At 62.3% G+C, this 22,221-nt stretch carries 21 protein-coding genes, 4 tRNA genes and 2 pseudogenes; 11 read left to right on the forward strand and 16 right to left on the reverse strand.

Annotation, left to right across the window (positions count from 1 at the left end; genetic code table 11):
- Window positions 1-570: 570 nt before the first annotated feature.
- The 3 genes and pseudogenes from GL300_RS27420 to prfA form a co-directional block, all read right to left on the reverse strand.
- Window positions 571-829 (reverse strand): annotated as a pseudogene (locus GL300_RS27420) (DUF4167 domain-containing protein); the annotation flags it as partial.
- A gap of 237 nt (window positions 830-1,066) precedes the next feature.
- A complete protein-coding gene (gene prmC / locus GL300_RS10385) occupies window positions 1,067-1,930 on the reverse strand; it encodes a peptide chain release factor N(5)-glutamine methyltransferase (protein WP_155039568.1) in 864 nt (287 codons plus the stop codon).
- On the reverse strand, window positions 1,927-2,982 hold the full coding sequence (gene prfA, locus GL300_RS10390) for a peptide chain release factor 1 (RefSeq protein ID WP_155039569.1): 1,056 nt from the start codon (window positions 2,980-2,982) through the stop codon (window positions 1,927-1,929). Before prfA ends, prmC begins: the two co-directional genes overlap by 4 nt.
- Window positions 2,983-3,234: 252 nt before the next feature.
- On the opposite strand from prfA, the gene GL300_RS27075 reads away from it, so the two are divergent.
- Together GL300_RS27075 and GL300_RS10400 are read left to right on the forward strand one after the other, a co-directional pair.
- The gene (locus GL300_RS27075) at window positions 3,235-3,462 is read left to right on the forward strand and encodes a glycine zipper 2TM domain-containing protein (RefSeq protein ID WP_370576847.1); all 228 of its coding nucleotides are present in this window, start codon (window positions 3,235-3,237) and stop codon (window positions 3,460-3,462) included.
- 11 nt (window positions 3,463-3,473) lie between these two features.
- On the forward strand, window positions 3,474-3,812 hold the full coding sequence (locus tag GL300_RS10400) for an EF-hand domain-containing protein (protein ID WP_155039571.1): 339 nt from the start codon (window positions 3,474-3,476) through the stop codon (window positions 3,810-3,812).
- A gap of 79 nt (window positions 3,813-3,891) precedes the next feature.
- Here the strand turns inward: GL300_RS10400 and GL300_RS10405 are convergent, their stop codons facing one another.
- Window positions 3,892-4,473, reverse strand: a complete 582-nt coding sequence (locus GL300_RS10405; RefSeq protein ID WP_155039572.1) for a YceI family protein — start codon at window positions 4,471-4,473, stop codon at window positions 3,892-3,894.
- A 291-nt stretch (window positions 4,474-4,764) separates the two neighbouring features.
- On the opposite strand from GL300_RS10405, the gene rpsF reads away from it, so the two are divergent.
- The 4 genes from rpsF to GL300_RS10425 all read left to right on the forward strand — a co-directional run bounded on the left by rpsF (window position 4,765) and on the right by GL300_RS10425 (window position 6,923).
- On the forward strand, window positions 4,765-5,199 hold the full coding sequence (rpsF, locus tag GL300_RS10410) for a 30S ribosomal protein S6 (RefSeq protein ID WP_155039573.1): 435 nt from the start codon (window positions 4,765-4,767) through the stop codon (window positions 5,197-5,199).
- 18 nt (window positions 5,200-5,217) lie between these two features.
- The gene (gene rpsR, locus GL300_RS10415; protein ID WP_022704737.1) at window positions 5,218-5,445 is read left to right on the forward strand and encodes a 30S ribosomal protein S18; all 228 of its coding nucleotides are present in this window, start codon (window positions 5,218-5,220) and stop codon (window positions 5,443-5,445) included.
- A gap of 12 nt (window positions 5,446-5,457) precedes the next feature.
- Window positions 5,458-6,042 (forward strand): 50S ribosomal protein L9, encoded by a 585-nt coding sequence (gene rplI, locus GL300_RS10420; protein ID WP_155039574.1) that lies wholly within the window; start codon window positions 5,458-5,460, stop codon window positions 6,040-6,042.
- 143 nt (window positions 6,043-6,185) lie between these two features.
- Window positions 6,186-6,923, forward strand: a complete 738-nt coding sequence (locus GL300_RS10425) for a hypothetical protein (protein ID WP_155039575.1) — start codon at window positions 6,186-6,188, stop codon at window positions 6,921-6,923.
- A 46-nt stretch (window positions 6,924-6,969) separates the two neighbouring features.
- On the opposite strand, the gene GL300_RS10430 is transcribed toward GL300_RS10425, so the two are convergent.
- Window positions 6,970-7,045 (reverse strand) — tRNA-Ala (locus GL300_RS10430).
- A gap of 214 nt (window positions 7,046-7,259) precedes the next feature.
- Window positions 7,260-7,335: transfer RNA gene (locus tag GL300_RS10435), tRNA-Ala, on the reverse strand.
- A 342-nt stretch (window positions 7,336-7,677) separates the two neighbouring features.
- Between GL300_RS10435 and tig the strand changes: the two genes are divergently transcribed.
- Complete coding sequence (gene tig / locus GL300_RS10440; RefSeq protein WP_155039576.1) at window positions 7,678-9,012, forward strand: trigger factor; 1,335 nt, start codon at window positions 7,678-7,680, stop codon at window positions 9,010-9,012.
- A 138-nt stretch (window positions 9,013-9,150) separates the two neighbouring features.
- Here the strand turns inward: tig and GL300_RS10445 are convergent, their stop codons facing one another.
- The 3 genes from GL300_RS10445 to GL300_RS10455 form a co-directional block, all read right to left on the reverse strand.
- Window positions 9,151-9,735, reverse strand: coding sequence for an outer membrane protein (locus GL300_RS10445; protein ID WP_155039577.1), 585 nt, complete (start codon window positions 9,733-9,735; stop codon window positions 9,151-9,153).
- Window positions 9,736-9,927: 192 nt separating this feature from the next.
- Window positions 9,928-10,012, reverse strand: a tRNA-Leu gene (locus GL300_RS10450).
- Window positions 10,013-10,026: 14 nt separating this feature from the next.
- Window positions 10,027-11,592, reverse strand: a complete 1,566-nt coding sequence (locus GL300_RS10455; RefSeq protein ID WP_155039578.1) for an NAD(P)H-hydrate dehydratase — start codon at window positions 11,590-11,592, stop codon at window positions 10,027-10,029.
- Window positions 11,593-11,745: 153 nt separating this feature from the next.
- Between GL300_RS10455 and GL300_RS10460 the strand changes: the two genes are divergently transcribed.
- From GL300_RS10460 to GL300_RS10470, 3 genes are all read left to right on the forward strand, one after another.
- The gene (locus tag GL300_RS10460) at window positions 11,746-12,084 is read left to right on the forward strand and encodes a P-II family nitrogen regulator (protein WP_028717789.1); all 339 of its coding nucleotides are present in this window, start codon (window positions 11,746-11,748) and stop codon (window positions 12,082-12,084) included.
- Between the two features lie 100 nt (window positions 12,085-12,184).
- Window positions 12,185-13,591: a type I glutamate--ammonia ligase gene (gene glnA, locus GL300_RS10465; RefSeq protein WP_155039579.1), complete on the forward strand. Its 1,407-nt coding sequence runs from the start codon at window positions 12,185-12,187 to the stop codon at window positions 13,589-13,591.
- 547 nt (window positions 13,592-14,138) lie between these two features.
- On the forward strand, window positions 14,139-14,618 hold the full coding sequence (locus GL300_RS10470; RefSeq protein WP_155039580.1) for a hypothetical protein: 480 nt from the start codon (window positions 14,139-14,141) through the stop codon (window positions 14,616-14,618).
- On the opposite strand, the pseudogene GL300_RS10475 reads toward GL300_RS10470, so the two are convergent.
- From GL300_RS10475 to GL300_RS10495, 6 genes and pseudogenes are all read right to left on the reverse strand, one after another.
- Window positions 14,575-15,803 (reverse strand): annotated as a pseudogene (locus GL300_RS10475) (IS3 family transposase). The gene GL300_RS10470 and the pseudogene GL300_RS10475 overlap by 44 nt on opposite strands.
- Before the next feature lie 113 nt (window positions 15,804-15,916).
- Window positions 15,917-16,126, reverse strand: coding sequence for a hypothetical protein (locus tag GL300_RS27425; RefSeq protein WP_394207014.1), 210 nt, complete (start codon window positions 16,124-16,126; stop codon window positions 15,917-15,919).
- 169 nt (window positions 16,127-16,295) lie between these two features.
- A tRNA-Ser gene (locus GL300_RS10480) sits at window positions 16,296-16,385 on the reverse strand.
- Window positions 16,386-16,427: 42 nt separating this feature from the next.
- A complete protein-coding gene (phaR, locus tag GL300_RS10485) occupies window positions 16,428-17,012 on the reverse strand; it encodes a polyhydroxyalkanoate synthesis repressor PhaR (RefSeq protein WP_155039581.1) in 585 nt (194 codons plus the stop codon).
- A 140-nt stretch (window positions 17,013-17,152) separates the two neighbouring features.
- Entirely contained in the window at window positions 17,153-17,617 is a 465-nt protein-coding gene (locus GL300_RS10490; protein ID WP_155039582.1) for a phasin family protein, read from the reverse strand.
- 116 nt (window positions 17,618-17,733) lie between these two features.
- Window positions 17,734-19,989: a class I poly(R)-hydroxyalkanoic acid synthase gene (locus tag GL300_RS10495; RefSeq protein ID WP_155039583.1), complete on the reverse strand. Its 2,256-nt coding sequence runs from the start codon at window positions 19,987-19,989 to the stop codon at window positions 17,734-17,736.
- Window positions 19,990-20,089: 100 nt separating this feature from the next.
- On the opposite strand from GL300_RS10495, the gene phaZ reads away from it, so the two are divergent.
- A complete protein-coding gene (gene phaZ / locus GL300_RS10500; protein ID WP_155039584.1) occupies window positions 20,090-21,430 on the forward strand; it encodes a polyhydroxyalkanoate depolymerase in 1,341 nt (446 codons plus the stop codon).
- A gap of 7 nt (window positions 21,431-21,437) precedes the next feature.
- Here phaZ and GL300_RS10505 read toward each other — a convergent pair whose 3' ends face one another.
- The gene (locus GL300_RS10505; RefSeq protein ID WP_155039585.1) at window positions 21,438-22,181 is read right to left on the reverse strand and encodes an alpha/beta hydrolase; all 744 of its coding nucleotides are present in this window, start codon (window positions 22,179-22,181) and stop codon (window positions 21,438-21,440) included.
- Window positions 22,182-22,221: the final 40 nt, after the last annotated feature.

A 22,221-nucleotide genomic window follows, 5' to 3' on the forward strand; every position in this document is an offset into this window, starting at 1 on the left:
TCGTCGTGCCAGCCGTCGCGCTGGTTGTCGTTCCGAGCGTGCTACGGGTACGACGACGCGGTGCGGCGGGCGCTTCCTCGGCGACGACAGGCTCGGCAGCAGCCTCAGTAGCGGCGGGCGCGACTGCAACCGGAGCAGCAGGTTCGACCGGAGCAACTGCCGCGGGCTGGGTCTGTGCGGTTTCCGGCGTCTCGACCGGACCGCCCTGCTCCTCGGCCGAAATCACCGGCGGAAGACCGGCTTCCTCGGCAGGCGGCTGCGGACGCTCAGAGGTGGTGCGATCCTCGCGGCGATCATCACGACGATCTTCGCGACGCTCGTCCCGGCGATCATCGCGGCGGTTGTCGCGGCGATTTTCAGAACGATTTTCAGAACGATTTTCGTTGCGGGATTCGTCGCGGCGGTCGTCATTGCGGTTGTCGCGGCGGTCTTCGCGACGCTCGTCATTACGCTCGGCGCGCTGGTTCTGGCCGTTCTGGTGGCCATTGCCGTTATTCGCGTTGCCGTTGTCGCCCTGCACGGCCTCATCGCGGTCGTCGTCGCGCGACGCGCCGTTCTGATGCTGCTGGCGTTCTGCCTGCTCGCGCTGCGCCTCACCCAGCATGCGGGTGTAATGTTCGGCATGCTGAAGGAAGCTCTGCTCGGCCACGCGGTCGTTCGACAGCTGGGCATCGCGGGCAAGCGTCAGATATTTCTCGATGATTTGTTGCGGCGTACCACGCACTTTGCCCTCGGGACCCGAGGAATCGAAAACGCGGTTGACGATATTCCCCAGCGTCGTGCGCTGGCGGTTCGACTTGTTACGCGAACGGGATTTGGATGATCTCATCAGCTTGTTGTCAATTCATGGTCCGGCAAGGGCCGGCTCAGGTTGGGGTCAGATTGGGGTCAACTCTTGCAGCGGGTGCCAGTTCAGGTGCGGCCCGAGGCCCTGTTCCTGCGTTACCAGTTTGAGGCTGAGTTACTGACCCGTGCGTGGGCGCTACGCCCCCGTCACATCTGCCACTAAACATCCCGCAACGTTGCTGACAAGCATAAATTTCGCCGTTCCGCGGCTTTTCGGCATTTAGATGCCGTGCTGCCCGGCTTTATGACCAAAGACGACGCGATCACGGCCATCCAGGTCCTGCCGAACCGTCACACCGACCAGACCTGCATCGCGCATCAGCGCCGATACGGCCTGTCCCTGGCTTGGTCCGATTTCGACCATCAGACGCCCCATCGCAGCCAGATGGCCGGGTGCCCCTGCACAAAGCGCGCGATAGGCGGCCAGCCCGTCGCCCTCATCGGTCAGGGCCATCCGGGGTTCCCAATCGCGAACCTCGGGGGACAGACCGGGCATTTCGTCCAGTGCAATATAAGGTGGGTTCGAGACGATCAGATCAAACGTCCCGGTCACGGCGTCAAACCAGTTCGAGACGGCGAATTCTGCCTGTACGCCGATCATCTGGGCATTGCCCCGTGCCACATCAAGGGCAGCGGGCGACAGATCGACGCCCATGCCACGCGCCTGCGGACGGTCCGCCAGCAGCGAGATCAGGATCGCCCCCGTCCCCGTGCCAAGGTCCAGCACCGAGTCGAAGGGTTGCGACAGGGCCAGCTCGACCAGCAGCTCGGTTTCAGGGCGCGGGTCCAGCGTGTCGGAGGTCACCCGGAAATCATGTTTCCAGAAGGCCCGCCGTCCCATGATCTGGCTGACCGGCTGGCGCGCGGCGCGGGCAGCGATCATGGTCTCATAGGTCGCAGGCAGGCCTTCGGGCACCAAAGCGGTCAGATGATCGCGCAGCGTGTGACGGGGAATCGTGCGGTCCAGCACGCGGCCAAGTGCGTACAGAAACAGGATCTGCGCATCGCCGGCCGCATTGTCGATACCCGCGTCACGCAACCGGATCTCGGCTGCGGTTACGATCTCGCGTCCGGTTTGGGTCATGCGACTTCGGCGGCCAGCCGCGCCGCCTGATCATGGGCGATCAGGGCATCGGTGATCTCGGTCAGGTCGCCGCCCATGATCCGGTCCAGCGCATAAAGCGTCAGCCCGATGCGGTGGTCGGTCATCCGGCCCTGCGGGAAGTTATAGGTGCGGATGCGTTCGGAGCGATCGCCCGATCCGACCTGGGACTTGCGGTCGGCGGCGCGTTCGGCATCGGCGCGCATGCGTTCCATGTCATAAAGCCGCGCCCGCAGCACCGCCATCGCATTGGCGCGGTTCTGGTGCTGGGATTTTTCCGAGCTGGTGACGATGATCCCGGTCGGCAGGTGGGTGATCCGAACCGCCGAGTCAGTGGTGTTCACGTGCTGGCCGCCTGCCCCGCTGGCGCGCATCGTGTCGATGCGGATGTCGCTGGCGGGGATGTCGATATCGACATCTTCAGCCTCGGGCAGCACGGCGACGGTGGCGGCGCTGGTATGGATGCGCCCGCCGGATTCGGTTTCGGGCACGCGCTGGACGCGGTGGACGCCGGATTCGTATTTCAGCCGGGCAAAAACGCCCTCGCCCTCGATCCGGGCCATGGCCTCGCGCACGCCGCCCAGTTCGGATTCCGACAGTTCCAGAAGCTGGAAGTTCCAGCCCCGCGATTCCGCGAAACGGCGATACATGTTGAGCAGGTCGCCCGCGAACAGCGCGGCCTCGTCCCCGCCGGTGCCGGGGCGGATCTCAAGGATGGCCGGACGGGCATCGGCCGCATCCTTGGGCAGCAGCGCGATGCGCAGCTGATGCTCCAGTTCGGGCATCGCGGCGCGCAGGCGGGACAGTTCGTCCTCGGCCAGTTCGCGCATCTCGGGATCGGCCAGCATGGCCTGCGCCTCGCGGATGCCGTCATCGGCGGCGCGCCATTCGGCAATCTGGGTGACCACCGGCTTCAGATCCGCATATTCGCGGCTGATCCGCGCGATATCCTCGGCAGCGGGTCCGGCATTCAGCAGCGCCTCGAGAAACTCGAAACGCTGAACGATCTGGGAAAGTCTGTCCTGGGGCAGCATGCCGCAGGGATTAGCCCCTGCGCAGCGCTGCCGCAAGACCGATCGGGTCGAAGGACGCTTGCCCAGGGGCACCTCCTGCCCCGAAAATCGGAGATTGGCAGAAGCGCGGCGCAGGACTACACCTGACCTTACGACAACAGAGGGTTACGGGCCGACGCCTGCTTGCCAAGATCGCAGCACGGATCGTCCCGTCACACCCACAAGCAACTGACTGCAGAACCTACCCGATTGGAACAGCACAGGAGCATGATCGTGAAGACACCCCTTATTCTTGGCGCATTGGTACTTGCTGCGAGTGCCTGCGCCAACCAGACGCCAGCACAGCAGCACGAGGTCGCCTGTATCACCGGCAGCTTTACCGGCGCGCTACTTGGCGGCGCGGCAGGCAGCCTGATCGGCGGCGGGACCGGGCGGGACATTGCCATTGCGGCGGGTTCGGTGGCGGGCGGCTATGCCGGCCAGCGCTATTCTTGCGGCTAAGGAGGAAAACCATGAACAGAACATTTTCTGCCGTCGCGATCTTCCTGCTAGCCAGCGCCCCGGCCTTCGCCCAGGCCACGGCCGAGCATCTTGCCGCCATGGACACCAACGGGGACAAGGCCGTGGACGCGACCGAGTTCGCCGCCTTCGCGGACAAGGTCTACACGACGCTGGACGTCGACAAGAATGGTGCCCTGTCGCAGGCCGAGGTTGGCAGCACCATCTCGGCCGAGCAATTCCAGGCGGTCGATGCCAACAAGAATGGCAGCCTCAGCAAGTCCGAATTCGCAGCCGCGTCCAAGGCCGATTTCGCGGCGTCGGATCTGGACAAGAACGGCAAGCTGGACTGATCGAACCCGGCAACACCGCGATGGTCGCGCAAGGAAAAAGGGTCCGAACGGGCCCTTTTTACATCGCTATCCGCAAGGTTTACTCGGCCTTGACGGCTTCGATGGTGATCGAGATCTCGACCTCGTCCTCGACGGCCGGGGCGAATTTGCCCAGATTGAATTCCGAACGCTTGATGGTGGTTTCACCGTCAAAGCCCGCGACTTCCTTGCCCGACATCGGGTGCGCGGCGACCTGGTTCAGTTCGACTTCAAGGGTGACGGGCTTGGTCACGCCGTTCAGGGTGAAATCCCCGGTGACTTTCGCCTCTTTCTCGCCATCCAGTTCGACCTTGGTCGATTTGAAGGTGGCGACAGCCGCGCCCTGATCGGCGTTGAAGAAATCGGCGCCGAACAGGTGCTTGTCCAGTTCGGGCGAAACGGTCTTGAGACCCGCCAGCGGGATCGTGGCCTCGACCGAGGAATTGGCCGGGTTTTCAGCGTCCAGCATCAGCTTGCCGGTCACGCCGTTGATGATGCCGGTGCTGTTCGAAAAGCCCATATGGCCGTATTCGAACACGACCTGGCTGTGTGAGGGGTCGAAATCATAGGCGACCGGCTCGGCATAGGCTGCGGTTGCACCAAGAAGGCCAAGAACTGCGATCGGGGCGAAAAGGGATTTCATGCGGGTCTCCTGATGGAAATGGTCGTGATTGCTGTTGTGATCAGGAAATGCGACAATAACAACAAAGGTTTCCATGACATTTTCTGACAAAAAAGTGTTTCCCCACCGCGTTGAAACTGTGTCGCCGCTATGGCGATTTTGCCGGGATTTACACGGTTTGCGCTTGCATCTGGCGGTTTCACCGATATAAGGCCCCATCCTTCTGCAAATGCGAAACCGGCGCAGCCTCTCGTGGCGGGCGCAGAAGGTGTTACCCGCCGTTGAAGTGCGCCTGACATAAAGGTTGCAGTCATGCCACTTTACGAGCATGTGCTGATCGCCCGCCAAGACCTGTCGAATACGCAGGCCGAAGGGCTGATCGAACACTTCTCGACCGTTCTCGCCGATAACGGTGGTAAGGTCGTTGAAAACGAATACTGGGGTGTCCGCACTCTCGCCTACAAGATCAACAAGAACCGCAAAGGCCACTACGCCTTCCTGCGTTCGGACGCGCCCTCGGCCGCCGTGCAGGAAATGGAGCGCCTTGCCCGCCTGCATGACGATGTCATGCGCGTGCTGACCGTCCGCGTGGACGAGCACAAGGAAGGCCCCTCGGTCCAGATGCAGAAGCGCGACGAGCGCGAGCGTGGTGATCGTGGCGACCGCGGTGATCGTGGTGATCGTGGCGGCGACCGTGGTGATCGTGGCGAACGCCGCGAGCGTCGCGACCGCGACGACCGGAACTAAGGGACAGGAACCAGAACAATGGCTAACAAACCCTTCTTCCGCCGCCGCAAGGTTTGCCCGTTCTCGGGCGACAACGCTCCTGCGATCGACTACAAAGACACGCGCCTGCTGCAGCGTTACGTTTCGGAGCGTGGCAAGATCGTTCCGTCGCGCATCACCGCCGTCTCGGCCAAGAAGCAGCGTGAGCTGGCCCGTGCTATCAAGCGCGCCCGCTTCCTCGCCCTGCTGCCCTACGCCGTGAAGTAAGGAGAGACGAACATGCAAGTCATCCTGCTGGAACGTGTGGCCAAACTGGGCCAGATGGGCGAAGTCGTCAAAGTCAAAGACGGCTTTGCACGCAACTTCCTGCTGCCGCAAGGCAAGGCGCTGCGCGCCTCGGACGCCAACGTCAAGGCGTTCGAAGCTCAGAAGGCCGACCTGGCCGTCCGCAACGACGAGACCCGTGCGGAAGCCCAGAAAGTCGCCGAGAAACTCGACGGCCAGACCTTCATCATCATCCGCTCGGCCTCGGACGCCGGTGCGCTTTACGGTTCGGTCACCCCGCGTGACGCCGCTGAAGCCGCTGCTGCCGAAGGGTTCGCGGTCGACCGTCGTCAGGTTGTCCTGACCGCGCCGATCAAGGATCTGGGCCTGCACGACGTTCGCGTCCACCTGCACCCGGAAGTCGATGCGACGATCGTTCTGAACGTCGCCCGCTCGACCGAAGAAGCGCAGCTGCAAGCCTCGGGCAAATCGATCCAGGAACTGGCCGCGGAAGAAGACGCCGCCGCCGATTTCGAGATCGCGGAACTGTTCGACGAAATCGGCTCGGCCGGTCGCGACGACGACGAAGCCGCGAACTAATCGCTGCTTTTCCGATAAAAAATCGAAGAACGCGCCGCAACCCGGCGCGTTTTTTCATGCTTGCCCCGCCGCGGGCACGGCGGAACATTCCCCCTGCTTGGGGGTTGAGATCCCGAAAGCGAGCTTCGCAGAGGATCAGACCGATGAGCCATCAGCCGCCCTTCGACGAGCACCGCGACGACCTGGACCGGTCCCAAACTGAGGCCGACGTGACCAGTCAGACCCGTTTCGGGCCGCGCCCCGTGCCCGAAGGCCACCGCCCGCATGAGGACCGCGCCGATTATCGCCCGATCCCGCCGCATGGGGATGTGTCGCCCGATGGACGGCGGGCCTACCCTCGTCCTTCGCCGCTGGCGAAATGGATTGTCTGGGGCGGGACCGGCCTTGCCGCTGCCGCATTGACTGCTGGAACCGTGATCGCCGCGCGGCATCTTCTGGGCACATCCGGGCGCAACCACCCGCGCCGCGAACCCTACCGCCCCGAAGACGCTCCGCAGCCGCGCATGCATCTGTCCACCCCACCGGAAAGCCCGCGTGAGCCCGAGCCGCTTGGCCCGCGCCCTCAGCGCCGCAGCCTGATGGAAGAGATCGAATCGAACACCGCCACGCTGACCAACAGCGTCGACAACGTGATGCGCACGGTCACCTCGGCCGTCACCGGCTTTCGCGGGGTCGCGGCGCAGACCAGTGCCATTGTGAAGGAATTCGGTGAAGCGGCAGATCTGGTGCGCGACATCATCGATCGCCGCGCGCCCGCTGATCCGCAGGCCGCCAAACGCCCCTTCCACGCCGCTCCTCGCGACCCGGATACGGGCGAGGACCCGCAGGATGACGAATATGCCGGGCCCGCCGATCACGATCCACGCATGCACAGGCTGTAGACGCGGGACCCGTCAGGGTCGGTTCATATCAATGTCGAGATGAATTTGGTGGAGCCAAGGGGAGTCGAACCCCTGACCTCTTGAATGCCATTCAAGCGCTCTACCAACTGAGCTATGGCCCCACCGGAGGTCTGGAAGGCGTCGCCGCCGTTCCGTGGGGCGTCTATATGGGGAGGGACCGACGGGCGCAAGCGGAAAAATCCGCATTCTTGTCGTCCCGTCATATTTCTTTTCCGGACATGCCAAGACAGCCCGCAGCCCCTGACGCAACCGGAACGCGGACATGCCAAATGCGCGCTAATGCGCGTATCTGTCTGTATTATCTGAAGGATTTTTTGGTGGAGCCAAGGGGAGTCGAACCCCTGACCTCTTGAATGCCATTCAAGCGCTCTACCAACTGAGCTATGGCCCCACCGTGAGGTCTGGAAGGCGTCGCCGCCGTTCCGTGGGGCGTCGTATAGGGGGGGCACGAAATGGGCGCAAGCGGAAAAAACGCGCCGCCCCCGATTTTTTGACGCGCCAAATCCCGCCCCCGCTATGGGCACGCGCCCTGCCCTTTGCCAGCACGTGCAGAACGCTGAAATCGACCGGTCAAATCGGGGTGCGAAGGGGTCTGCGACCGCCTTGCTTCTTGCTATGGGCGGCAAAATCCCATACCTAGCGCGCTGAAACACGGCGGGGGGCGCGAGGCATGGGCCTGCGTGCCGCAAGGGGCATATCCCTTCCCGCATTCAGGTTGGATGAAGGAACGCAAATGCAGGTCAAGGAAACCCAGAACGAAGGGCTGAAGCGCGGCTACGAATTCACCCTGCCGGCGGCCGATCTGGCTGCGCAGGTTGAAGCGAAGCTGAAAGAGGCCCAGCCCGAAGTCGAGATCAAGGGCTTCCGCAAAGGCAAAGTCCCGATGGCGATGCTGAAGAAGCAATTCGGCCAACGCATCCTGGGCGACGCCATGCAGGAAGCCATCGACGCGGCGCTGCGCGGCCATCTGGAAACCTCGGGCGACCGTCCGGCCCTGCAGCCGAAGGTCGAAATGGTCAACGGCGAGACCTGGAAAGAAGGCGACGATGTCGTCGTCACCGTCTCGTACGAAGCCCTGCCCGCCATCCCGGAAGCCGACCTCTCGGGCGTCGAGCTTGAGCGCCTGGTCGTTGCGGCCAGCGACGAGCAAGTGACCGAGGCGCTGGAAAACCTCGCCAAGAACGCGCAGTCCTTCGAGGACCGCAAGAAAGGCACCAAAGCCAAAGACGGCGATCAGCTTGTGATCGACTTCAAAGGCATGGTCGATGGCGAAGCCTTCGAAGGCGGCACCGCCGAGGACTACCCGCTGGTCCTGGGCTCGGGCAGCTTCATCCCCGGCTTCGAAGACCAACTGGTCGGCGCCAAAGCCGGTGAAGAAGTCAAGGTCGAGGTGAAATTCCCCGAGGATTACGGCCACCCGACCCTGAAGGGCAAAGACGCGATCTTTGAAACCACCGTCAAGGCGGTGAAGGCTCCGAAACCGGCCGAGCTGGACGACGAGCTGGCCAAGAAATTCGGCGCCGACGATCTGGAAGCCCTGAAGACCCAGATCCGTGAGCGTCTGGAGGCCGAGTTCAAAGGTGCTTCGCGCCAGATCCTGAAGCGCGCCCTGCTGGACAAGCTGGACGGCCTGGTCAAGTTCGACCTGCCGGAATCGCTGGTCGAAGCCGAGGCTGCCCAGATCGCCCACCAGCTGTGGCACGAGGAAAACCCGGAAGATCACGGCCATAACCATGGCGAGATCGAGCCGACCGAAGAGCACAAGTCGCTTGCCGAGCGCCGCGTCCGTCTGGGCCTGCTGCTGGCTGAAATCGGCCAGAAAGCCGAGATCACCGTCTCCGACCAGGAAATGACCCAGGCCGTCCTGCGTCAGGCCCGTCAGTATCCGGGCCAAGAGCGTGCGTTCTTCGAGTTCATCCAGCAGAACCCGCAAGCCCAGCAACAGCTGCGCGCCCCGATCTTCGAAGACAAGGTCGTCGACCACATCGTCGAAGGCGCCAAGGTTGCCGACAAATCGGTCACCAAGGAAGAGCTGGAAAAAGCCATCGAGGCTCTGGACACGCTCTGATCCCAGCGATCAGCCGGAAATTAAGGCCGTCCCTTCGGGGGCGGCCTTTTTCGTTGCCTGACGCCCTGCGGCAATTGCGTCACGCATAAAAAAACGCCCCCACAAGGGGGGCGTTTTCGACAGAACCTTGAGGTTCTATCAGAAGCGGTACGACGCGCGAACTTGGAACAGGTCGGTGTCCAGATCCGCGTTGTCAACGCCGTCAACGTCTTTGAAGTCGTTGCGGGTGTATTCCGCGCCAACGGTGAATTTGTCGTTGATCATGTAGTCGGCGCCGATGCCGTAGGTCATGCCGGTTTCCGACAGATCGCCAAGCTCCAGTTGGGCAACACCCAGGGTGGCGTAGGGCAGGAACTTGCCCAGGTCGTAGCCAGCGCGGCCGCGTAGACGGTACAGGTCGCCGTCCTCGTCGGATTCGTCGAGGCTGATGCGGTTGTAGTCAAGCTCGCCGCCCAGGACGAACTGACCGAAGTCGCGCATGTAGCCGGCGTGCACGCCGTAGCCGTCCATGTCTTCGTCGGCCGACTCACCAGCATAGCTGAATTCGCCATTGCCTTTGCCGTACTGCACACCGGCGTAGAAGCCGGTCCAGTCAGCCGAGGCTTCAACCGGCGCTTCGACGATCGGGGTCACCGGGGCTTCGACGACGGGGGCTGCATAGCCACCAGCGTTTGCAGCAGTAGCGGCCAGACCTGCGATGATCGCGAAAGATGCCAATTTCATTGTTTATTCTCCACTCGATAAGAGCGGCTGACCTAACAGTCATCGTATTGAGACAAAAGGCAAAATATTGTGATGGGATAAGTCCGGACCGGCGGAAATCAGCTTATCGGACAACCGTCAAACCGCATGCGCAAAACGCACAAAACCCGCGCGGGGCGCGGGTTGTCAGGTGGTGTCGCTCATGGGTTTTCGTGGTGCGGGTGGAGGGACTTGAACCCCCACGCCTTGCGGCGCCAGAACCTAAATCTGGTGCGTCTGCCAATTTCGCCACACCCGCATCTCACATCGCGCTCATAGCAAAGGCTCTGGGGGGATGCGAGGGGGAAAATGCGCGCCCTGCCCCGCAATGGCGCGCAGCACCTGCGGCAGGGTCTCGGGCAGGTCCTCGGCGATCAGACCCGGACCGAAGCAGCGCGCGGATTCGGCATGCAACCAGGCCGCCTGCGACGCCGCATCCAGTGGCGCGAAGCCACGCGCCAGAAGGCCGGTGATCAGCCCGGCCAACACGTCCCCCGACCCCGCCGTCGCCAACCACGGCGCGGCATTCGCGCCTGTCGCCGCAGCCACGACGCCCCGCCCCTCGGGCGAGGAGATCACCGTATCCGGTCCCTTCAGCAGTACGGTCGCGCCGGACCGTGCCGCCGCCAGCCGCACCGCATCCAGACGCGAGATTGCCGGGCCTCGTGTCGCCTCGTCGCGCAACTTGCGGGCCAGATCGGGAAACAACCGCGCGAATTCACCATCATGCGGCGTCAGAACAACGCCTTCATGCAGCTGAGAAAACAGCCCGTCAGGTCCATCGGAAAAGGCGGTCAGGGCATCGGCATCAAGCACCATTGCCCGACCCGATTCCAGCGCCGCGACGACCAGCGCCCGCGCCCGTGCAAGCCCCAGCCCCGGCCCCAGACAAAGGGCATTGATCCGCGGATCGCGCAGGCGCTGCAGCAGCGCCTCGGCATCGGGCAGCGCGTCCAGCATGATCGCATCCAGCCTTGCCGCGTTCTCGGGCAAGGCCTCGGGCGGCGGCGCCAGAGTCACCAGTCCCGCCCCCACGCGCAGCGCCGCACGCGCTGCAAGCCGCGCCGCACCACCTTTGCCCGTGCCTCCGGCCAGCACCATCGCATGGCCATATCCGTATTTATGCCCGCCGCGCTTGAGAAGCTGCTCCGAGGGACCGGCCAGCACGACACTGTCTCCTGCGGCCTCGCTCCACGGTTCAAGCCCGATGTCGCAGACCTGAACCAACCCGCTCAGCGCCCCACCATCGGACAGGACATGGCCCAGTTTGGGTCGGTGAAAGGTGACGGTCAGTTCGGCCTCGGGCAGACGCAGATCGCCCAGAACCCGGCCGCTGGTCGCGCAGATCCCGCTGAGTATATCGACCGCGGCGATGGGGCAGCCCGACGCCGCGATGCCCCGCAACAGCCCGGCAATTTCCGGACCAAGCGGGCGCGTGATCCCGGTCCCGAACAGCGCGTCGATGCACAGCCCGATGCTACGCCCGGGCGCCATGGAAATCCCGCCGATGCCGCTGGTTTCGCCCCGCCAGAGGGCGGCCGCGCCCTCGGCCTCGATGGTCGAGGGCGCGGCAAGCGCCGCCACCCGCACCGGCCAGCCAAACCCGGCAAGATGGCGTGCAATGACATAACCGTCACCGCCATTATTGCCCGGACCACACAGAATCAGCGCCTCGCGTCCAGCTGCCACGAAATCGGGCCAATGCGCGGCTATTGCCAATGCCGCGGCCCGGCCAGCCTGCTCCATCAGGCTGCTGCCGGTCTCGACCCCGCTCGAAATCGCGGCCTCTTCGACCGCGCGCATCTGTCGAGTCGTCAGGATCGGCGAAGAGCTGCCCATATCCACTGCACATCCATTGGGCCTTTTGCACAAATTTATTGCAACCAGACCTGTTTCAGAGTTTCCATGCTGCTTTCCCCATCAAGCCGCATGGACGATCCCCATCAAACCCGCCAATCAGATCGCAGGCAAGTCGCGAGGAAGGAACAGGCGATGAAGAAAGTCGAAGCCATCATCAAGCCCTTCAAGCTGGATGATGTGAAAGAAGCGCTTCAGGAAGTGGGCGTCCAAGGCCTCTCTGTCACCGAAGTCAAAGGTTTCGGCCGCCAGAAAGGTCACACCGAACTGTACCGTGGTGCCGAATATGTCGTCGACTTCCTGCCCAAGGTGAAGATCGAGATGGTCCTGCCCGACGATCTGGTGGAAGTCGCCGTCGACGCCATCATTTCCGCCGCGCGCACCGAAAAGATCGGCGACGGCAAGATCTTCATCCTTCCGGTTGAACAGGCGATCCGCATCCGTACCGGTGAAACCGGCGACGACGCGGTCTGATCTTCTCGCGATGGCATGACGGGGTCGGCCTAGGCCGGCCCGCACATTTTACCCTGTCCGGCCGCGGCGGTCGGGCCGACTGAATGGAGGAAGGAATCCAATGCAAGTCAAGGACGTACTGGATCTGATGAAGGCGGAGGATGTCGAATATGTCGACGTTCGCTTCACCGATCCCAAGGGCAAGCTGCAGCACGTGACGCTGGTCGCCGACCTCGTCGACGAAGACTTCTTCGAGGAAGGCTTCATGTTCGACGGTTCGTCGATCGCTGGCTGGAAGTCCATCGACCAGTCCGACATGAAGCTGATCCTGGACCCGGCCTCGGCTTACATCGACCCGTTCTACGCTGAAAAAACTCTCTGCGTGCATTGCAACGTGGTCGAGCCGGACACTGGCGAAGCCTATTCGCGCGACCCGCGCGGCACCGCCGTCAAGGCCGAAGCCTATCTGAAGGCCTCGGGCATCGGCGACGTGGCCTATTTCGGCCCGGAAGCTGAGTTCTTCCTGTTCGACGACGTGAAGTACCAGATCACGCCGCAGAAAGTCTCGTTCGAGATCGACGCCGTCGACGCCGCCTGGAACACCGATTCCTCCTATGAGGACGGCAACCTCGGCCACCGCGCAGCCCATAAGGGCGGCTACTTCCCGGTGAACCCGATCGACGCCGCTCAGGACATCCGCGGCGAGATGCTCTCGACCATGAAGCGCATGGGCATCAAGGTCGACAAGCACCACCACGAGGTTGCGACCGCGCAGCACGAGCTGGGCATGATCTTCGGCGGGCTGGTTCAGCAGGCCGACAACATCCAGAAATACAAATACGTCATCCACAACGTGGCTGCCGCCTACGGCAAATCGGCGACTTTCATGCCGAAGCCGATGAAAGGCGACAACGGCTCGGGCATGCACGTGAACATGTCGATCTGGAAAGACGGCAAGCCGCTCTTCGCCGGCGACAAATATGCCGACCTGAGCCAAGAAGCGCTCTGGTTCATCGGTGGCATCATCAAGCATGCCAAGGCGCTGAATGCCCTGACCAACCCGGGCACCAACAGCTACAAACGCCTGATCCCGGGCTTTGAGGCACCGGTTCTGCTGGCCTATTCGGCCCGCAACCGCTCGGGCGCAGTGCGGATTCCGTGGACGGAATCGCCGAAAGCCAAGCGCGTCGAAGCCCGTTTCCCCGATCCGTCGGCCAACCCCTATCTGGCCTTTGCCGGCTTGCTGATGGCAGGTATCGACGGCATCAAGAACAAGATCGATCCGGGTCCGGCTTCGGACAAGGACCTCTACGATCTGCCGCCGGAAGAGCTGGCCGAGATCCCGACCGTCTGCGGTTCGCTCCGCGAGGCGCTGGAAGAGCTTGAGAAGGACATGGACTTCCTGCTCGCCGGCGACGTGTTCACCCGCGATCAGCTGGAAGGCTACATCAAGCTGAAGTGGGAAGAAGTCTACGCCTACGAGCACACCCCCCACCCGATCGAATACGCGATGTATTACAGCTGCTGATCCGCAGCCGAGGGACAGAAAGACCGGAAAGCCGCCCGAAAGGGCGGCTTTCTTGCCATTGGCCTGAGATCTATAAAGCAGACAGGCTCAGGGCTGCTGCAACCAGCGGAATGACCATTCGATATATGCCGCCCTGTACACCTGTTGCATGATCGGGAATCATGATCAGGCGCTTCTGATCACTTGAGCTCTGCCTGGAAGGATCGGCATGCCTCAGCGTGCGGCGCGTCCCAAGCATCTTGCGACAGCCTAGCTAACGCCCACACGCCGATCACGGTCCTCCTGCTGAACTGCCCAGCCGGACCTCATCGGCCACCAGCTCGTACAATCCTGAAAATATTAAGCGAAACACGATCCGGACCTGATATCTGACTCCTGCTCAGAAGTCGGCCGGTTCACCGTCCAGCCGAAATAGATCGCAACAAACCCTACCTCGACTAGCTGGGCGACGATTGCGGTTATGCCTTGCCCATCCAGATCGGGCCGAGCGAAGCTGAAGCCGCTTCCTCTGCCCAAGTTCGGCAAGGTAAATGCACTCGCTGCTGAGATGAAGCGGATCTACGCCATCTATGCGCGCCACACCTTCAGCGGCATTCCGTTCCCAGAGGTTCGCAGGGTCTTCAACCTAGCAGATACCAAATCCTGCAACTTCAATAAGGGAGGTCGGCTTAATGGGGATTTCCAAAGCGTCAAGCCAGAGCAACGCAAGCAGATCCTGATAGATGGCCTTTCTGTCGTTGAGTTGGACATCAAGGCATCACAACTGACCATTCTCCACCACATCACCAACACCGGATTGCCGGAAGGAAATCTAAATCAGGTGGAGGGGGCGCCCCGCCCAGTGGTCAAGGCCGCAGTGACAGCCATGATCGGACCGGGAAAGACGGAACTCGAAAGGTGGCCCAAAGAGGCTGGGGAGAGCCTGCTCTCCTGCTCTGATCCCCGACCTTGGCCCGCCCGAAGGCAGAGTTTTTCGACCTCGCTCAGGGTGACGGGCGGGTTGCGCCCCCTGGTTTCGTCAGCATGATCGGGACCTTGTTGCCGATCGCGCCGTGTGGCCGTTCTTCGTTATAGCATCTACGCCAAGCCTCCAGCTTTTCCGCCGCGTCTGCAAGGGTCATGAACCAGTGCTGGTTCAGGCATTCGGTTCGGAACCGGCCATTGAAGGTGAGGGGGGATCAAAAAACAGTCCGGGGGACTGTTTTCCCGACGTAAAATGAAGGCGTTGTCGGTCGGCTTTCCTGGGCGCGAGAAGTCCAGAATGACGCCGCGTTGGTAGGCCCAGAGGTCCATATCACGCGATACGAACTCGGTGCCTTGATCGACGCGGATCGTCTTCGGATAGCCAATCTTCCGACATACGCGGTCAAGGGTGGTGACCACATCCTCGCCGCGGTAGCTGAGACGCACGTCCAGCACCGGTACGTGAGCCGCGAGAAGGTGTCGACGACGGTAAGGACGCGGAGCTTCTTGCCTGTCGCCAACTGGTCGTGCCCATTTGGCGGGAAAACAGTCCCCCGGACTGTTTTCTGATCCGCCTCATTCCATCGCCCAAACGTCATTGGGGCCGACGGCCTCGGTGCGATCGTCGCGCAGCTTTGCCTTGACCCGCCGCTTCGGCGTTTTGCTTCTGAGCTGCATCCCCAACTCTCTGTAAATACGATAGACTTTCTTGATGTTGATGCCCCAGCCTTCACGATCCAACAAAACGTGGACGCGCCGGTAGCCATACCGGACACCAATCGCTGTCGGGCTCGGACCGATGGCGCCTCGACGGCTCATATTCACAGATCTCACCGATCCGCTTCGCCACGGCGGCCTGATCGGTGCGGCGGGACTTGTAGTGAAACGAAAACCGCTCGAACCCGATGGCCCCACAAGCCGTCCGGATCGATACCGCCCAATCGTTGCACATCCCGCGAACCAGTTCGCGCATGCGACCAGAGTGAGCCGGTGGGCACCATTGGTTCAAGCCAACCGGCGAACGAGCTTGCGCCGAATGGCATCCCTGAAGCATCTCGCGGTCGAGCGTGAGGTCGGCCACGATCTTCTGCAACCATGTGTTCTCGTCCTCGAGTCGCTTCAGTCGCCGCATCTCATCGGGCAGAAGCCCTGCATACTTCTTCTTCCAAGCGAAGTAGGTGGCTTGGCTGATCCCGGCCTTACGAAAGATCTCAGCGGCCGGTGTTCCTTCCTCGCCCTGTTTCAGAATGAACGCCTTCTGTGCGTCCGAAAACTTGTCGCCTTCATGCCAATTCCGCTTCGTAGGGAAAACAGTCCCCCGGACTGTTTTCTGATCCTCCTCAGTCTCCCAGCCAAGGAAGCCTACCGGAAAACTCCAAATTCAAACGGTCCAGTTTCCGGGGATAAGATCATGCCCTCCCTGTAGGCTTTCCAAGTGGCGTCCAGCCTCAGTGTGTGGCTGTTGGCCCTCTTGCTGGCTTCCGTCTGGTTGATGGTCTTCAGAGAGAAGAGTTGGGTCTGCTTCTTCCGAGACACCGGATCACGATGAAGGTCCTGGCAATCTTCGGGAATTCGGCGACGGTACTACCAAATATTTCCATTGAGCTGGATGTGCCGACACTTGGCACAGATAGACCCGATTTGGAAAAGGAGTTGCACGTGTGTGTAACCTCATGTGTAATCTGAGGCAGCTCCACTGTGCTTCTATCTATCTGATATTTATTGATTAATCAGGAGATTATGGCGGACAGTGAGGGATTCGAACCCTCGAGACGGTTCCCCGCCTACACACTTTCCAGGCGTGCGCCTTCGACCACTCGGCCAACTGTCCGTGGAGGCCCGTCTAGCGTGATCGACGGGCCTGTGCAAGCGGTCACAGCTTGGAAATTCGCTTCTGTAGCTCGGCAAGTTGACGACGGATTTCATCCATGTCGGCCGAAGCTGCAGTCTTGCCACCGGAAGGGGGCTTGCCGACCTCGGCGTCGCCTTCCGGCTCGGGGCCGCTGCTGCCGGCCCAGCCGGCGGTCATGGCGCGCAGGAACATCTGCTGCTGACGCTGCAGCGCCTCAAAGCCCGGCATCGTGGACATCGGGTTCGGGAAAGTCGCCATGTTCTCCATCAGCTTGGACTGACCCTCGCGCAGGATCTCGAAGCTGGCGGCAAGGAATTGCGGCACGACGGACTGAGCCTGCGTGGTGTAGCTGCGCACCAGATCGGTCAGCACCTCAATCGGCAGGACGTTCTCGCCGCGGCTTTCATGCTCGGCGATGATCTGCAGAAGATACTGGCGCGTCAGGTCGTCGCCGGATTTCAGGTCCACGATCTGGACCTGCCGCCCTTTGCGGATCAAAATCGCGACATCCTCAAGCGTGACGTAATCGCTGGTCTCGGTGTTATAGAGACGGCGGCTCGCGTAGCGCTTGATCAAAAGTGGCGACGTGTTGTCAACCTCGGCCATGTCTCCTCCGGCTATGCATTTGCAGCATGATGAAAAAACGGTTGCGGAATTGCAAAGAAAATCGCCGCGACCGCATCATGACCCGGATATGAAAAAAGGGGAGCAGTCGCCTGCCCCCCTTCCCTACGATGTTCCGTCCCTCAGACCTTGGCGGCCGAAGCAGCAGCCGCGGCGGCTTTCTTGACAGCAGCCTGAGTTTCGCGCGTGGCGGTCTCAGCGGCCTTCTGGGCGTCAGAGGCCAGATCCTTGCCAGCGGTCAGCATCAGGTCGACGGTGTCCATCTGGACCTTCTTGGCCACTTCGGCAAAGGCGGCCATGTGCTCGGCTGCCATTTCGGCGGCGGCGGTCGCGAAGTCGCTGACGGCCTTGGCGTATTCCGCCGGTTCGTCCTTCGAGCTGGCCAGTTCACCCATGCGGGCGATGGTGTCCTTAGCCCATTGCGAGGTGATCTCGGTCGAACGCTCGGCTGCGGCCAGGGCAACCTTGGCCATTTTCTCGCCCAGCGCGGTCTGCGATTTGAACGCGTCCTGGAAGGACGAGGTGTCCACCGGGAATTTAGCGATCATTTCCTGAAAGGTCTTCGTGAAGTCTGGGGCCTTGGCCATAGTCCGTCTCCTGGATAGGCGCAGAGTGCTGGAGCGCCGGTTAAACTCTACAGCTTCGAATATAAATGCTGCGCTGCAGCATTTCAACAGATTTCGCTGCGATGCAGCATTTCTTTTCAGGACCGCTCGTGGACATAGGTCCCCGGTGCTGGTCCCAGCCCCTCGCCCGGATCGCGGGCAGCAACCTGTTCGCCCGATTGCGGCGCCAGCCATTTGTCCCATTCCGGCCACCAGCTGCCCTCGCGGAACTCACCTCCCTCGCGCCAGGCGTCGAACCCGTGCTGGAAGCCCTGAGCCGAAACGTAGTGGCCGTATTTCTTTTTGCCCGGCGGATTGATGATCCCGGCGATATGGCCCGATTCGGACAGGATGAAGGTCTTGTCCGTCGAACCCATCATCGCCACGCCGCGCCAACTGTCCCGTGCGGGCGCGATATGGTCGCTTTCGCAAGCAATGGCGCACAGCGGCACAGTCACATCGCGCACGCTCAGCGACTGGCCGAACAGTTCGAACCCCTCGCCGACAAAGGCGTTGCGCTGGCACAACCCGCGCAGATACTCGACCGCCATCCGGCCCGGCAGGTTGGTGCCGTCGCCGTTCCAGAACAACAGGTCAAAGGCCGGAGGACGTTCGCCCAGCATGTAGCTGCGGATTGCCGGCGCCCAGACCAGATCATTGGCGCGCAGAAAACTGAAAGTCCGCGCCATCAGTTGCGAGGCCAGCACACCGCTGCGCCCGGCCTCGGACTCGATGCCGGACACGAAGTCCTCTTGCAGGAAGGCGGTGAACTCGCCCTGATCCGAGAAATCGGTCAGCGTGGTAAAGAACGTCGCCGAATTGACCCGGTCGTCGCCTCGCTGTTTCAGCAGCGCCAGTGTCATCGCCAGTGTCGTGCCCGCGATGCAATAGCCAACCACGTTCAGCTTGGGCTGATCGGTCAGGTCCAGCACCCGGTCGAACACGTCCAGATAGGCCGAGACGTAATCGTCCATCCCGATATCGCCATAGCCCGGTCCGGGGTTCTTCCACGAAACGACGAACAGCGTGTAGCCCTGATCGACGATCCATTTGATCAGGCTGTTCTGCGCCTTCAGGTCGAGGATGTAGAATTTGTTGATCCATGGCGGAAAGATCACCAGCGGAATCGCATGCACCGTTTCCGTCGTTGGCTTGTACTGGATCAGCTCATAAAGTTTGGTGCGGGCGACCACGGTGCCCGGCGTGGTGCCGATATCCTCACCCACCCGGAAAGCATCGCGATCGGCCAGCGAGACGATGAATTCGCCGCCATGCTGTTCGACATCGCGGACCAGATTCTCCAGCCCCTTGACCAGACTTTCGCCTTCGGTCGCCAAGGCCTTTTCCAGCGCGTCGGGATTGGTGGCCAGAAAATTCGTCGGCGCCATCATGTCGATCATCTGGCGGGTGAACCATTCGATCCGACGCCGATCGGACATTTCCGAGACATCCAGATCCGAGGCCGCCTTCTGCATCGCCTCGGCATTGATCTGGTACTGGCGCTTGACGAAGTTGAAGAACGGGTGGCTTTCCCAAAGCGGGTTGGCAAAGCGGCGATCCTTGGGGCCCTCATCGGGCGGGGCGCGGAAGGTGCCGCGCGCCAGCGCAGCCTGTGCCTCAGCGAAATGGCGCAGGGTTTCGCCCCAATAGCTGACCTGCTGTTCCATCACCCGTTCGGGCTGCTCGGCCACCAGCTTGACCCAGGCGGCGGCGGCGGTGGTGAACAGGTCGGCCCCCGGCCCCTCGACTCCGGGATTCTTGGGCCGACGCAGGGCCAGCGCACCCAGCAGCCGCTGGGTCAGCGATTCGATCCTCTCGATGTTCTGGACCAGTTGTTCGGGCAGGCGGCTATGTTCGCCAAAAGCCGCCTCCATGAATTCGGCGGTGGTGTGGCTATGCGGTGCGTCGCCCTGCACAGTGGCTGGCGGGCGCGAGGGCGGCGCGACAGGGGCCAAGATCTCGGCGGGCGCGACCGGCGCGACCGGCTCTGCCACCGGGGCCGGCTTCTTTCTGGGCTTGCGGTGCAGCGAGGTCCGGGTATCGACGCGGGCGGTCGTATGCGTGCGGCCCAGACCATTGCGCGCACCCGGCTTCTTGCTGGCCGAAACGCTGGCGGGCTTGGCCAATGCGGGCTTGGCAGGGGTCAGCATCTGATCGACCGATGCCGTCTCGATTTTGGGCTTCGCGACACGCTTCCGCACGGGCTTTTCCGCAGGCTTCGTGGCCGCAGCCTTTTCCACGGCGGGCGATTCGGTGGTCGTCGGGGCCGCTTTACCGGCCTTTGGACGATTGCCCGATTTCGCCGCATTCCCCTTGCCCGTCACACCCTTGGGCTTGTCGTCCTCTGCGGCCATAATTGACAATCCTCCGTCATCGTCAAATCATTATGCCTGTCCCGAAACGCAGGTAAAGCCGACTCCTCTCCGGCAGGCCTGAACATCATGAGTAGGCAAGATGGCGACTTACAAGGGTGCCAAGGGCATCATTTCCTACGACGTGATGGAAACGTACCGGAACACCAACGAATGGCTGGGGGCGACGGCGCGGGCGCTGGGATCCTATCCCGCCTTCGCGATGATCCCGCATCCGATGTTCAAGCTGATGTCCGCCTGGGGTCGCGTGACCGAGCGCAGCTTCTCGCGCATGGTGATCAAGCCCGATTGGGAAATCCCGCCGATCGTCTCTGAGGACGGGCAGGACCACATCGTCTATGTCGAGCCGGAACTGACCCTCCCCTTCGGCGACCTTGTCCGCTTCCGCGTTGCCCGTCGCGAACCGATGCCGCGCAAGGTGCTGCTTGTCGCACCCATGTCGGGCCATTACGCGACGCTTCTGCGCACCACCGTCACCTCGCTGCTGTCGGATTGCGATGTCTATGTCACCGACTGGCACAATGCCCGCGATATCCCGGTCAGCGCCGGCAAGTTCGACATCGAGGATTACACCCAATACCTCGTCGATTTCATCCGCCATCTGGGGCCCGATACCAACGTGATCGCCGTCTGCCAGCCCGCGCCGCTGGCTTTGGCCGCGACCGCGATACTGGCCGAGCATGAGCCAGCGGCCCAGCCCCGTTCACTGATCCTGATCGGCGGCCCGATCGATCCCGACGCCGCCGCGACCGAAGTCACCGATTTCGGCAACCGCATGACCATGGGAGAGCTGGACTTCCTGCTGATCCAGCAGGTCGGCTTCAAGTATCGCGGTGCCGGGCGCATGGTCTATCCCGGCCTTGCGCAGCTTTCGTCCTTCATCGCGATGAACGCCGACACCCATGCCCGCGCCTTCATCAACAAGATCTTCGCCGAGGCCCGCGGCCTTGGCTCGGAAGGCGATAAGCACAACACCTTCTACGACGAATATCTTGCGGTCATGGACATGACCGCCGAATTCTACCTGTCGACCGTCCAGCGCATCTTCAAGGAACGCGAGATCGCGCAGAACCAGTTCAAGGTGCATGGCCGCCGGGTCGATCTGTCGAAAATCCACGATGTCGCCATCATGACGGTCGAGGGCGCGAATGATGACATCTCGGCCCCCGGCCAATGCGTCGCCGCGCTTGACCTGTGCAGCGGCGTGCCCGACGGGCGCAAGCAGCAACATCTGGAACCCGGCGCCGGGCATTACGGCATCTTTGCCGGGAAAAGCTGGCGGCTGAACATCCGCCCCTTGGTGCTGGACTTCATCGACGAACAGGCCAGCACCAGCGGCCCGGCGAAAAAACGCCGCATCAACAAGCCCGAGGATTGCGGCCGCACCGTCGCCAATGATGAGGACGGTAAGCTCGCAATCTGAGCCGCGATCAGCCCCGTTCCAGCACTTCCGCGACCGAAGCCCCGATCAGATCAAGGCAATCGGGGGTCGAAAAGCGGTGATCCGCGCCCTTGACCAGCGCCAGCCGCATATCCGGCCCCGTGGCATGGTCCAGCAGGCTGATCGCCCAATGGGCCGGCACGTCCTCATCCGCTGTCCCTTGCAGGAAGCGCACCGGAAACGGCAGGTCCAGCGACGCGGACATGACCAGATGGTTGCGCCCATCCTCGATCAAACGGCGGGTGATGACATAGGGCGCGCCATATTCGCTGGGAATGGCGACTTGCCCGTCGCGTAGTAGCATCTCGCGCTCGGCCGGGCCGAAGGCGGCCCAGAAGCCCTGTTCGGTGAAATCCGGCGCGGCGGCAATCGTCACCAAACCGGCCAGCCGTTCCGGCATGGCGCGGGCGACCAGCAAGCTGATCCAGCCTCCCATGGACGACCCCACCAGCACCTGCGGCCCCGTCGTCAGCGCCGAGATCGCGGCAACGGCGTCCTCCAGCCAGTCGCCGATGCAGCCGTCCTCGAAACGCCCGTCCGATTCCCCATGGCCCGAATAATCGAAGCGCAGAAAGGCACGGCCCCGCGCCTGCGCCCATTCCTCCAGCCAGATCGCCTTGGTGCCCTGCATGTCCGACCGAAAGCCGCCCAGAAAGACCACGCCCGGCCCCTGCCCGGCAATGCGGTTATAGGCGATGCGCCGACCCTGCGGCGTTTCAAGAAACTCGGTCATTGAATTCGTTCCTGTGTTTTGGCCGACGGGCACAAGGCGC

The organism is Paracoccus litorisediminis (assembly GCF_009711205.1).
Classification (GTDB): domain Bacteria; phylum Pseudomonadota; class Alphaproteobacteria; order Rhodobacterales; family Rhodobacteraceae; genus Paracoccus; species Paracoccus litorisediminis.